Genomic DNA, 13,751 nt, shown 5'->3' on the forward strand with positions numbered 1-13,751 from the left:
TTTTTGCACTATCATATTTAAAATCATACATATAATTAGCCCTGAGATTAGTCAAAAAAATAGTTAAATAGAAATAAATGAGAACCTAACAGGCCACAAAATTAATACTAAAGTACTAACAAAAGCTGTAAGCCATGAGAAAAAAGCATGAAACAGTATTAATATTAATTAGGCAAACAGCTATGACTATTATTTTCCATTACATAGCTTAGCTGCTTTTCCTACCGAAATTTTGCGACGTAAAACATGCAAACACTCAGTTTACCTCGCATAGTATTGCGTTACAGCTTCACTCTTACACCAAGTGTAAATCGACGATCGCTCTGACGCACTTGATACAAGGCACCATTAGTCGCGGTGTCTAACGTCGGCTCTTTAGTAAGATTAACAATATCAGCTTGTATACGAAGTTTGGCATTAATGTCATAGGAGGCTGACCAATCCAGCTGTTCAATAGGCTCGCGAAAAGAGTTACCTAATGTCGGATCATCAGAACCAGGCCCCAGTAGTAAAACTCCTACCTCTCGCACGCGATTTTCAAAGGCGCTGTCGAGGAATCGGTCACGATAGGTATAGGCTAAACGAGTACTAAAGCCATATTTCTCATAGTAAATAGAGGCGTTATATGTATTTTCAGAAATATCCTCTAAGGGTGTGCCGTTGGGGTCTTCACTATCAGCATACGTGTAATTTGCACTTATACCTAAGCCACTCCATGCCGCAGGAAGAAAATCAAAAGACTGCTGGTAGCCCAGTTCAAATCCCTCCACAGTGCCACTTTCACCGTTGGTTTGAATGGTAGTGGGGATCCCCAGTTCTAACAAGGGTGAAGTTAATGCTGGATTGTCGCCTCGTCCATCAAGAAAGCATAATTCATCGCGTACGTTGGGATTGGAAATGGCAACAAAGCTCGGCGCATTGGAACATATTTGTGTCTGAGATAAAAATGAGCTAACGTCTTTATAAAAGATCGCCACCGAAATAAGATTACTCTCTCCCCAATAATGTTCGATGGAAAGATCATATTGCGTTGCGCGAAAAGGATTAAGTTGCGGATTACCTCGTTCTGCGCGAGTATTATCAACATTAATATTAAAAGCCGGGTTAAGCTGATTAAAATCAGGGCGCCTCATCACTTTGGCCGCGGCAAAACGTAGTAACGTATCATCTTGCACATTCATAGTTAAATTCATACTAGGCAGCCAATCGTCATAGTTATTACTATCGGAGGTGGGCACAAAATCACCACTCGTATTGCGCTCAAAGGCACCTGTTTCTAATTCGGTCCGCACATAACGTGTGCCGGCAACACCTCGTACAGGTAAGCCTAATACTTCTGCATCGATATTGAATTGAATATAAGCTGCTGTGGTTTCTTCATCTACTGTGGCAAAGCGGTCGAATTGAAAGGCAAGGTCACTACGATTACCACTGATTTCGCGATTGGTTCCACGTAACAAGTCGGCCACGATCTGCAAGGTACGTTCTTCATTTTGTAACACGTCAGCATTAAAAGTTAAAAAGTTGGCCAAATCATAGCGTGCGCTATCACCGTCAAAAGCATCGAAGTTGTATTGACTAATTGTACCATCGGGAAAGGCCGTCATTGGAATAACAATGGGGTCACCATTAGCATTTTGCAGTTGATTTTCCAAACCACTGACGAATAAACGATTTCTTGAAGCTTGAAAGCCTCTATCGGAAAATCTAACCCCAGCATCTATTGATGAAATAAAATCGACACCGGTGAAAGGTGTATCAAAGGTGATATCAAAACGCGCTGCGGTTTCATCGTTATCGACAAAGTCTTCACGATTTTCATAGCGGCGAAATACCCATTGATTAGGATCTAAAAAAGTATTGGGATCAGTTAATGCTACCGTCGGCACACTATTATTATCAGTATCGTAGCGAATGCCGCCATTGAGTGGATTAAAGGCAGCCGGGTTGGCTGCTTCACGTACAGGATCTACCGCATAAAAACGAAAGTCAGAAGAAGGTTCAAAGGTTTCAGAGTCGGCATAACTCAGCTCACCCGATATTTGAATATTGCCACTTAACGACCATTCACCACCAAACGCTGCACTAATAGAATCGGTATTGCGAAAAGTGGATTCTGTACGATTAAGAAAACGTACATCTGTATCTGTGTAATCTACAATTTGACCTGTATCATCAATTCTAAAACCCGCATCGCGTTCCCTCTGCGCAATAGCTTGCTGTTCAGCATCGCTCAAGTTATCAAGATTCTCTCGCGCTCTTAGAGGGCTATGAATAATGGATAGTGGCGAAAATGTTTGATTATCCCCTTCCCTCTGAGTAAAAGCGCCTTCGAAATACAACATACCTTGCGATGATGTTGGCTGCCATTGCAGAGATACATTTCCCGCTAAGCGTTCACGAGTATCAATCGCTGGTAGATAGGTTATATTAATAGGAATCACAATATTACCAGGATCTAATTCACCATCACCGTCTAAGTCCAAAGGTTCAACATCAAAGCCTACGCGAGATTCATCGCGGCGTAGTTCTCTTTCCTGATAACTTATACTGGCAATAACTCCAAAATTACCCGAGCTATCCAGACTCCACTGATCACCATAGGTGGTATTTAAAATTGGCCCCCAGTGTTCTGTGTTATCTGTATATTCACCCTTTGTTGAAATAGAAAGAACGCGATCTTTAGTGTCGAGAGGGCGAACCGTTTTAAGATTTATAGTACCGCCCAGTGCTCCCTCAATCATTTTTGGTGTAGGAGATTTAACCACTTCAACTCCGGATAAAAAATCCGATGGAAAATCCTGAAAGTCTACGCCGTTGCGCCCGTCACCCAATGTTGAACGGCCATTTAATTCCACACGGTTTTGCGGCAACCCGCGAATCGACACTTCAGAACCAACACCGAATTCTCGATTAATAGATACGCCGGTAATTCTTTGTAATGCTTCAGCAATATTGTTATCGGGTAATTTACCAATATCCTCAGCAACAATAGTGTCTATAATACGTGCATCTGCACGTTTAGCATCGGCGGCAGCTTCGAGGCTTTGACGAATCCCAGTCACAATTACTTCTTCTTGAATTAATCCTTCATTAACATTTTCCGTAACCTTATTTTGGGCATAAGTATTTAAAGCTAGTGCTAAAGTAGATATCGACAAGGCAGGTAAAACGAGTGGATGTTTGTATCCCATTATATTCTCTCCGGACGCAGGCCTTTATTTTGGAAAAACTAAAGCCGTACTTTTGATTATTATTATGTAATTTTTGGATAAGTATATTTGGTTTAAATATGGCCATCATTTTTTTGGCCATACCAATAATTGTGTTTTTGGCTGGCAATTTATTATTCAGTGATAAGACCACTTTTTTAGAATATCGTGATTTACCTTTAAATTCCACCATAAAAAACACTATAACCGCTAATTAAAAAAATATTGGACAGACCAAAAAAAATTAAAATAATTAAAAAATAAATTAATCTCTTCTATTTAAAAAATAATGATCATTTTTTTAAAATTGGTCTTCAGATTTTTAATTAAATCACTAAGCATGGCATTGAAAACAACAATGGCAAGAGATATTTTTAAAAAATTATGATGGATAACAACAATCTGCTAACGAGACAAGAAAAGTAATGTAAGTAATTGAGGATCGGGTAACAACTCAGACATCATCGAGAGCGGGGATGTTAAGTAGTAATCCACATTGATAATTTTTCCATTTTAAATAAATAACCACGCTGCATAGTAAAAAAATAGATCCAAATAAAAACGGTCTATTTTTATTTGGATCGGCGTAAATAGTGTTCGCGATAGTGGCTTATCTTCATTTAAACAAAACACAAAAATGATTTTTTCGATATTACTCTTACATCATGTCTAATACATATATAGACATTAATTAATAATAGGATCCCCTTCTCATATTTAATTTCATCTAAGACGTATAATGAGCGGTTTATACATGCAAATTAATGGCGCCTGCTTGTTGTGCGGATTTCTGCACAACAAGGGCCGACCTTTTTAGGTGGCATAAAAACCAGCAGCCTAAAGCAACCCTTTTAAAATAAAAATGCCAAATGCTTTATTTATGTGCCACCAAAACTTCACTTTTGCTTCATAAAAATGTCAAATCATCCGCTGAATATATTTGTCTAATATTTTAATTAGGAAGGTTCATTATGTTTCGTTCGGTACTTTCAGCCGCATTGTTGAGTGTTTGCGCGTTACCTGTAAGCGCTAAAGGTAACTTTTATGGTTATGAATTAGAATTTATTGGAGAGGCTCAAGTACCTAGTAGGACGATGTTTGAAGACACTATTTTTGGTGGCATATCAGGCATTGATTACAACACAGATACCAACAGCTATGTGGCTATTAGTGATGATCGCTCTGCACCAAGGTATTATAATTTAAATATAGATTTACAAGACGGTTGGCTAGATAACGACGATATAGAGATAACGAGAGTTACCACCATCTTGGATAAAGATGGCTTACCTTTTACAACAAGACCCGATCCCGAAGGCATTAGAGTTATGCCCTTCCCTGGCCTTTTATATTGGACGAGCGAGAGACAAGAAGGAGACACTACACCATTCACACGGGTCATGAGTGCTGACGGGCGTTATTTGGCTGAATTCGATTTACCAGAAAAATTTGTCGGCATCGGCGATACAGCAGGAACAAGAAATAACGTCGGTTTTGAAAGTATAACCTATGGTAGAAATACGAGTACGTTGTTTGTCGCTAACGAAAGTGCCTTAGTGCAAGATGGAGAAAAATCTACACTTACTTCAGGCAGCCCCGCGCGAGTTATGAAACTCAACGCCAAAACGGGCAAAGCAAAGCAAGAATACATTTACATGGTAGAGCCTATTGCACAAGCACCTGTTCCAAGTGATGGCTTCGCTGACAGTGGTTTAGTAGAACTATTAACTCTGGACAAAAATGTCATGATTGCTATGGAAAGATCTTTCTCGATCGGCGTCGGCTATAGTGTCAAACTCTACTTAACCACAACTCGCGGCGCTACAGAAGTCAGTCGGTTCGACTCTATCCAAGGTAAGAAAATACGCCCTATGCGCAAGAGATTGCTGTTAGATTTGGACGATTTAGGTATTACACCGGACAATGTCGAAGGTATGACCTTAGGCCCCAAAATCAATGGACAACGTACACTAATTCTCGTTTCAGATGATAATTTCAGTGCCTTTGGCCCTCAAGTGAACCAGTTTATTGGATTTAAGATTCACGATTATTACTGGAAAAGATAAATACCCTTCTTTTGTTCACCTATGATCAATGCCTTTGAATCGAATCGGATCAAAGGCATTAACTCCCTCCTCTTACATTTACAACCTCTTCCAACAATATAACTGGGGCAAGTAAGGTCCAGTTCCGAATCTGGCTAGAATTTTTTTATACTCAAGTTATAGTGATTATCACACTAAGCAAAAAATGAAGAACTTGATGTATAGCCCAAAGACATGTTCAAAAGCGAGATTATCTCGCGACCCTCGTTTTGATGGTAAGTTTTTTACAGCAGTAAAAACCACAGGCATCTACTGCCGATCAATTTGCCCAGCGGTGGCTCCGAAAGAAGAGAATGTCGTTTACTACGCGAAAGCCATTGATGCTGCAAATGCCGGTTACAGACCATGCTTACGCTGTCGCCCCGATAGTGCGCCGGACTCCCCTGTGTGGAAAGGTGTGAACACCACATTGGAAAGAGCAATAAAACTTATTGATCAAGGCGCATTGCATGAAGCATCGATGAATTCACTAGCAGAACGCTTAGGTATCAGCGATCGCTACCTACGCCAACTCTTTAATAAGCATCTAGGAATATCACCAAAAGCTTACTCTTTATATCAGCAATGTTTATTTGCAAAACAACTACTACACCAAACCCAATTACCTATCACGCAAGTGGCGTTAGCTAGCGGTTTCAACAGTATTCGACGCTTTAATGACTGTTTTTCATCACAACTAAATTTAACTCCTTCCCAGGTTCGCAAGACAGAAAAGATAAATGCCAATACATTACAACTACACCTATCTTACCGTCCACCCTATGACTGGCCATCAATGCGTGACTTCTTAACACGTAGAGCCGCCCCATCCCTTGAGTGGACAAGCGACGATAGCTACGGCCGCAGTTTTACATGGATGGGAAGTAAAGGATGTTTTACAGCTAGGCATATGGCTGCAGACAATAACTTCAAGGTGACCATCGACGTTGATGAATTATCGAATCTCAAATCTATCGTTAACAATATTCGTCGTATCCTCGACTTAGATGTGGATATACAAGCTATTGAAGAGGATTTTGCTCATCATTTTCCGGCAAATGTTAACTGGAAAAAAGGCTTGCGTCTGCCGGGTGTTTGGAGTGTATTCGAAGCAGGTATTAGGGCTATCCTTGGGCAACAAGTTTCGCTTAGCGCTGCCCATAAACTTCTTTCTCAAATAGTTAACAGTTTAGGAGAAGAGTATAAGAGCCACAAAATTTTTCCTCGCGCTGAGTCATTAGCAACTAGCGACTTTGATTTTTTAAAAATCCCAGAATCCCGCAAGCGTACACTGAGAGATTTTAGTCAAGGCTATTTAACAAATAAACATTTCGATCAGCCGGATAATTGGGCACAAATCAAAGGTATTGGCCCCTGGACTATTAACTACGCTCAGCTAAGAGGTCTGAGTAATCCAGACATTTTTTTGAACACCGACCTGGTGATAAAAAAAACGATGGCCAATTTAGGGGAAGATATTATCAATAGTGATTTAGCTTCACCATGGCGAAGTTACCTAACCCTACAACTTTGGCATTTAGCATCTATTAATACCAATTAAGAGAATAAAGAAATGTTTATCGATACTATGGCTTCCCCCATTGGCAATATCGAAATTAATGCCAATGATGAAGGAGTCACCAAAATACAGTTCATAAAAGAAAATAGAAAAAAAACCTATAAAAATGCCATAACAGATCGATGTAAACAACAACTAAAAGAATACTTTAATAAAAAACGAAAAGTTTTTGATTTTCCTTTGGCTGCGCAGGGAACAGATTTTCAAAAGGCAACTTGGGCATCCCTACTACAGATACCTTACGGCAAAATCGCTTCTTACCGCGATATTGCGATGATGATAAACAGGCCCAAAGCAATGAGAGCTGTTGGCGCTGCGAATGGGAAAAACCCTATTGCCATCGTCGTTCCTTGTCATCGTATTATCGGTAGCAATGGTTTGTTAACAGGTTATTCTGGTGGTCTGGAGCGCAAGGCATGGCTGTTAGAACATGAAAAACAAAATTAGAACTCGCATTAAAGTTTATAATATAAGGATTAGCTATGAATAAATTGTTAAGCTTCAAAAAAATGCATGCACAGGAACACCTCTTACTATTAGCCAATGTGTGGGATACTCATTCGGCACGTATTATAGAAAAGGTAGGATTTCAAGCAATTGCAACCAGCAGTGCAGGTATCGCAGATTACCTTGGGTACAAAGATGGAGAAAATATCTCTTTCAGCGCTTTATATAAAATGGTCAAAGCTATTACTTCTGCCGTTACCCTGCCAGTAAGCGTTGATATTGAATCGGGCTACTCTGAAGAAAACTACAAAATTATAGAACATGTTATACGCCTTGCTGACCTTGGTGTGACCGGTATAAATATTGAAGATTCGTTTAAAGGCAATAAAACAGGTTTAAAAAATATATGTGATCAAGCGGAGTTGCTCAATCAGATAAAACATCGTTTAGATAATCAAGGCTATAAAGATTTTTTTGTTAACGCGCGTATCGATACTTATTTACAAGGCTACTATACATACGAAGACACACTGGAACGATCAAAACACTATATTGAAAGTGGTGCCGACGGAATTTTCGTTCCCGGGATACAAAGCAGTGAGGAAATTCGCGCATTAGCCGCTGCCATAAACGTCCCCCTCAATGTTATGTCCTTACCCGGTTTAACGGATGCAGATACTTTATATCAGCTAGGAGTAAGACGCTTTAGTATTGGTAACGCTTTAGCAGATGCGAATACGGCATTTATAAGCGATACTGCAAAGCACTTATTAGAACAGAAGAAGACTGATATGCTATACAAAGCCGAAGCATGATAAAACTTCAGCTCTATATATGACAGTCATTACCTAGTAAAAAAGCAGATGGAGATGAAATACAGTATTAACCGTAACTCGCTGCTTTTTGATAAGCTGGCCTGGCTTGCATTTTTTCTAAATATGCAAGCGTATGGGGTTTCTCTTTAATTAAGCCAGAATAGTTTGCAAACTCTAATACGATCGTCATCATAATATCTGCCGCAGTAAAATTTTTACCGGCGAAATATTCTCGCTCAGCAAGGGTCGACTCGATGTAAGAAAAGTCAAGCATTGCTTCTTTTTTCATATACATATCCATCGCTTGCTTACCATCTCGCTCTTCCATGTTCATAAATAAAGCAGCAATGATCGGCATTGCTAGAGATCCCTCAGCAAAGTGTGACCATTCAAGATAGGCATAATATTCAGGGTCAGTCAGCTCGGGACGTAAGCGCTTTTGCTCATCTTGGTTTAAAATATACTCAACCACAGCACCTGATTCACATAAAGTAATATCACCATCAACGATAATCGGGGCTTTGGCTAGAGGATGAATAGCTTTTAAACTCTCGGGCGCCAGGCGAGTGGCGGCATCGCGCTGATGCTCAACCACCTTATAAGGCATGTGTAGCTCTTCTAATAACCACAGTACACGTTTTGAACGCGACTGATTTAAATGATGAACTGTTATCATAATTCTTCGTAACCTTGCTATGAATGAATAACTGTTTATACGTTGGCGCCTGTTCAATAAGTATGGACAGGCACCAAGCAAACAACAGCAGAAAATACTGCTAACATCCTACTATTTAGATGCCCAACTTGGCCACAGTAATTCTTGATAACACCCCAGAATACATCCTAATATTTTATAATCAGCGACTATGCCATCACTTCTTACTTAAAATTGCCAATTAACACCCAGTGCCAAGGTATCACGATCTGTTGTATCGTCACCGCCGTTAGCCGGTGATACTGTTTCATTATTCCATTCCCCAATGACAGTCATTTGTGGTGTTAGTTGATAATGTACAAATAAAACCGTTAGTTCCCCATCAGAGATATCCACATCATTTGCATCGGAAATCTCATTTTCACCATAGCTCACACCATAAGTAGTTTTCCCGAACGTGACATCGGCTTCAACATACCATTGACGTAATTCGTCGGTGCTGGGAACACAACACTTAATACCTTCTCCATCACTAAAAGCAGCTGTAATTGCAGCAGGCCCAAGACGCAATTCACTCCCCACATCAAAACCACTTTGCTTTTCTTCACCCTCAGTACTTGCATCAACAACACTGAACCAAGCATCAAAGATTTCGCTTTTATAATTTACCTCAGCTTCAAGGCGCAGGTCTTCAGCACGTGTTACAACAGTATCAGTATTAGAATTTTGATCAGAACGATCTTTTACATCAATGGGATCAGAAACACCTACACGAAATGATAGGCCAGAGAAACTGGGAGATTCGTATTGAACGCCTGCATGAAAATCAGGGAAATAATAGCCATAATCAATACGTCCAGCACTTCCGCCGTAGGCATCAATAGGCGCACTTCTACCAACGCCAGGTAAACCACTACTATTGTGAAGCATGGAGCTTGCACCAAAAATGCCCCATCCCCGTCCAAATTTAAAAGTACCGAAATCACCTGCAACAGATAACTGGGCAATACGTACCTGAAATTGACCACCATTAGCACGATTAAACGTATTATCGCCCGTTTCCTTTGCTCCATTAATAGCTTGCGCTATTTGAAAATTGCCGGAGAGCGTAACACCTTCATACTCAGGTGCAGTCACACCAATAGTTAATTTTGAAGGGTCAAAACCTGATATAACTCTGGTGCTAGACTCACCAGACACATTATCTTCAATGTCAGCAAGAAAAGTTTGCAACTGCAACCCCACATCCCCTTTCCAACCTTCACTTAAATTAAATTCTATCGCATTTACTGAACTTGAAAAGCAAGTAACAAAAAATGCAATTTCACAAATTGCAGCTATCTTTTTTGATGAATCTTTTTTCATTGTATAACTCAATAATTATAAATTAACACAAATACAAACCTACTAGAATGTGAACAATCAAATTCTAGTGACGATTTAACACCTGCCAACAGGCTCAAGGTTTTTATTAGACCCGCACATAGTTTTTAAATAAAAATGTAATGGCTACATTTTTATTTAAAAATTAAAGAATAATACGTAAGAGAAAAATAAAGGCCGGCATAATATTACAAATCAAAAGATAGCCATATTATATATGTTGCCAAGTTAAATAACGTATAAAGATAAGATTGGACAATTTCCCAACGGTGCGAAGCGAGAAGTTCAGCGTAGCTCATGCATTTTAAAAACAAAAAAACAACAACATACAACTTATGTATAAGCATAGACTTTAAAAAGACTAACTTACTAATAGAATTAAATTATTTTAAATGCCAAGAAGAGCTTTAAAATAATTAGAATAAAAGATAGCGATAGAAAGGGTTTAAGAAACAAAAAGAAACAGACCAAAAAACTGCACATTTTAATCTTGCGACACAGAACATATTTTATTTAAATTTTTACATTATTGATTAACATTTGTATTCATAATGTATAGAAAAAGACAACAAGTGGAGAAGTGTTTGCAGCATTTAGAAGTCGCTTCATAACTTAGAAGGTATAAGCTATAAAACGACTCCAACAAATTAAAAGTGCTATTTCTGTTGCCAGCTTTTTAATAGTTCGTCATAGGCGATCGTTTGCCCTGGAGGTTTTTCATTAGCAAGTTGAGGCTTAGGTGCTCCAGGTTGTTTAAGCCAATAATCACGACCTTTTTCAGGATTGAGTTTCGGCCCACAGTCACCTTGCACATTGGCTCTTTGCAAACGTCGCAACACTTTATCCTGCGCTTTCGCCAAACCATCCAGAGCCTCCTGAGGTGTGGACTCTCCACTTGCAGCCTCAGCAATATATTGCCACCAAAGTTGAGCCAGCTTAGGATAATCTGGAACGTTGGTACCAGTAGGCGACCACTGTAAACGTGCAGGACTTCGATAAAACTCCACTAAACCACCCAGTTTAGGAGCAGCTTCTGTCATCGCTTGAGAATTAATATCAGATTCGCGAATGGGAGTCAGCCCGACTAAGGTTTTTTTTAAGGATACTGTTTTAGCCACAGTAAATTGTGCATATAGCCAAGCAGCGAGGCGACGTTTTTTAGGCGTAGATTTGAGAAATGTCCATGAGCCTGCATCTTGATACCCCAATTTCATTCCTTCTTCCCAATAAGGTCCTTTGGGAGATGGCGCCATTCGCCATTTTGGCGTGCCATCGTCGTTGACAACAGCTAGACTCTCTTCTGTCAATGCTGCTGTAAATGCGGTATACCAGAAAATTTGCTGAGCAATATTACCCTGCCCTGGCACTGGCCCAGCTTCGCCAAAAGTCATCCCTTGTGCTTGTGGAGGTGCATACTTACGCAACCAATCGACATATTTGGTGGTAGCAAACACCGCAGCGGGGCCATTGGTAGCGCCACCGCGTGAAACACTAGAGCCAACGGGACGACAGCCTTCTACGCGGATCCCCCATTCATCCACCGGCAAACCGTTGGGTATTCCTTTATCCCCGGCACCGGCCATTGAAAACCAAGCATCAGTGTAGCGCCACCCTAGGGAAGGGTCCTTTTTGCCATAATCCATATGACCGTATATGCGCTTACCATCAAGGTTTTTTACATCTTCCGAGAAAAATTTGGCAATATCTTCGTAGGCGGACCAGTTTACTGGAACACCAAGCTCATAGCCGTATTTTTCTTTAAACTGTTTTTTTAATTGTGGACGCTCGAACCAATCCGCACGAAACCAATACAAATTAGCAAATTGTTGATCCGGTAATTGGTAGATTTTTCCGTCCGGACCTGTGGTAAAGCTAATACCAATAAAATCATCTAGATCAAGACTAGGCAAGGTTAAATTCTTTGCTTCATCAGCCATCATGTCCGATATAGCAATAACTTTTCCGTAACGAAAATGGGTACCGATTAAATCCGAATCATTAACCCAGCCATCATAAATATTACGTCCAGACTGCATTTGAGTTTGCAATTTTTCAACCACATCACCCTCTTGAATAAGGTCATGTGTGACTTTGATACCGGTAATATCTGTAAACGCTTTAGCCAGTACTTTAGATTCATATTCATGAGTGGCAATAGTTTCAGAAACCACATTAATTTCCATACCGCGAAAGTCTTTTGCAGCATTGGCAAACCAAGCCATCTCTTTTAACTGTTCATCTTTACTTAGGGTGGATACAGTAAACTCTTTCTCCAGCCATTTTTTCGCCGCATCGGAGTACTGATCTGCTTCCACCAAAGCACTTGAACTTAATATAATAGCTGAAATTGCCGATATAAAAACCGACGATTTGTATCTAGTATTACGTTTCATAACTAACCTTTTTGTAATTGAAAATACACCGACTAGTGCCGACACATTTTTCTAGCCCCAGCGTAAAACAATGATCAACCACAGTATAGAAATGACAAAAGCAATCCATATGGAAGCATCACTAACTGCGAGAAAAATTAAATGGATATAAGCGCTACCTAACAAGCCGATGAACAGACGATCCCCCCGAGTCGTGGCGATAAAAGGCAAGAAACCCTTGCGAGCAATAGTTGGCGATTTAATTTGGGCAATAGTCATCACAATTAAAATGCCCCCTATCCCGATAAAAAATAAGGCTGTTACCTTAGACCAAGCCATCCACGCCATTTTTTTCTCACCTTTTTATAATTAGCATTAATATAGAGATAGGCCTAGTTACACACGACCTAAGGCAAAACCCTTGGCAATATGATGCCGTACAAACCATACCACTAAACACCCTGGAATAATGGTTAGAACTCCGGCTGCAGATAACAAGCCCCAGTCTACACCTGCAGCGCCAACTGTGCGTGTCATAATAGCGCCTATGGGCTTGGCATTTACCGAGGTTAATGTCCTCGCCATAAGCAACTCAACCCAGGAAAACATAAACGAGAAAAACGCCGTTACGCCAATCGCTGAGCGAATCATTGGAAGAAATATTTTGATAAAAAAATGCGGGAAGCTGTAGCCGTCAATATAGGCTGTCTCGTCAATCTCTCTTGGTATTGCTGACATAAAACCCTCTAATATCCAAACAGCCAAGGGTACACTAAATAAGCAATGTGCCAACGCCACAGCTATATGAGTATCGAACAAATTTACCGCCGAATATAACTGAAAAAATGGCAGTAGGAACACAGCAGGTGGCGCCATCTTATTAGTTAACAACCAGAAGAAGAGCGGTTTATCACCCAAAAAACGATAGCGACTAAAAGCATAAGCAGCAGGCAAAGCCGTCACCAACGTAATCACTACATTCATCAACACATAGATCATTGAATTCACATATCCCATATACCAACTAGGATCGGAAAATATCGTTGCATAATTATCCAATGAGAAATTTTGTGGCCAGTAGCTTAACTGTCCCAATATTTCTTCATTGCTTTTAAATGACATAATGAGCAGCCAATAAATAGGCAAAATAATAAAAACTAGATAAAGGCTAATGCCTATGATTTTACGCTTATTCATAATGCTA

At 40.0% G+C, this 13,751-nt stretch carries 10 protein-coding genes; 4 read left to right on the plus strand and 6 right to left on the minus strand.

Going from position 1 to position 13,751, the window contains the following annotated elements; genetic code table 11:
• Positions 1–281: 281 nt before the first annotated feature.
• A complete protein-coding gene (locus BVC89_RS16670; RefSeq protein ID WP_086932275.1) occupies positions 282–3,194 on the minus strand; it encodes a TonB-dependent receptor in 2,913 nt (970 codons plus the stop codon).
• 989 nt (positions 3,195–4,183) lie between these two features.
• Between BVC89_RS16670 and BVC89_RS16675 the strand changes: the two genes are divergently transcribed.
• The 4 genes from BVC89_RS16675 (at position 4,184) to BVC89_RS16690 (ending at position 8,137) form a co-directional block, all read left to right on the plus strand.
• Positions 4,184–5,278, plus strand: coding sequence for an esterase-like activity of phytase family protein (locus tag BVC89_RS16675; RefSeq protein ID WP_086932276.1), 1,095 nt, complete (start codon positions 4,184–4,186; stop codon positions 5,276–5,278).
• Between the two features lie 196 nt (positions 5,279–5,474).
• Complete coding sequence (locus BVC89_RS16680; protein ID WP_086932277.1) at positions 5,475–6,857, plus strand: AlkA N-terminal domain-containing protein; 1,383 nt, start codon at positions 5,475–5,477, stop codon at positions 6,855–6,857.
• Between the two features lie 12 nt (positions 6,858–6,869).
• Entirely contained in the window at positions 6,870–7,322 is a 453-nt protein-coding gene (locus tag BVC89_RS30580) for a methylated-DNA--[protein]-cysteine S-methyltransferase (protein ID WP_086932278.1), read from the plus strand.
• A 35-nt stretch (positions 7,323–7,357) separates the two neighbouring features.
• The gene (locus BVC89_RS16690) at positions 7,358–8,137 is read left to right on the plus strand and encodes an isocitrate lyase/PEP mutase family protein (protein WP_086932279.1); all 780 of its coding nucleotides are present in this window, start codon (positions 7,358–7,360) and stop codon (positions 8,135–8,137) included.
• 67 nt (positions 8,138–8,204) lie between these two features.
• On the opposite strand, the gene BVC89_RS16695 is transcribed toward BVC89_RS16690, so the two are convergent.
• The 5 genes from BVC89_RS16695 to BVC89_RS16715 all read right to left on the minus strand — a co-directional run bounded on the left by BVC89_RS16695 (position 8,205) and on the right by BVC89_RS16715 (position 13,744).
• Positions 8,205–8,813: a glutathione S-transferase family protein gene (locus BVC89_RS16695; RefSeq protein WP_086932280.1), complete on the minus strand. Its 609-nt coding sequence runs from the start codon at positions 8,811–8,813 to the stop codon at positions 8,205–8,207.
• Between the two features lie 207 nt (positions 8,814–9,020).
• Complete coding sequence (locus tag BVC89_RS16700) at positions 9,021–10,157, minus strand: porin (RefSeq protein ID WP_086932281.1); 1,137 nt, start codon at positions 10,155–10,157, stop codon at positions 9,021–9,023.
• A 674-nt stretch (positions 10,158–10,831) separates the two neighbouring features.
• Positions 10,832–12,568 carry an ABC transporter substrate-binding protein gene (locus BVC89_RS16705; RefSeq protein ID WP_086932282.1) on the minus strand — a complete coding sequence of 579 codons (1,737 nt, stop codon included), beginning with the start codon at positions 12,566–12,568 and terminating at the stop codon, positions 10,832–10,834.
• A 51-nt stretch (positions 12,569–12,619) separates the two neighbouring features.
• Complete coding sequence (locus tag BVC89_RS16710; protein ID WP_086932283.1) at positions 12,620–12,895, minus strand: DUF2160 domain-containing protein; 276 nt, start codon at positions 12,893–12,895, stop codon at positions 12,620–12,622.
• Positions 12,896–12,943: 48 nt separating this feature from the next.
• On the minus strand, positions 12,944–13,744 hold the full coding sequence (locus tag BVC89_RS16715; RefSeq protein WP_086932284.1) for a carbohydrate ABC transporter permease: 801 nt from the start codon (positions 13,742–13,744) through the stop codon (positions 12,944–12,946).
• Positions 13,745–13,751 lie beyond the last annotated feature (7 nt).

It is taken from the genome of Agarilytica rhodophyticola (assembly GCF_002157225.2).
GTDB classification, from domain to species: Bacteria; Pseudomonadota; Gammaproteobacteria; order Pseudomonadales; family Cellvibrionaceae; genus Agarilytica; species Agarilytica rhodophyticola.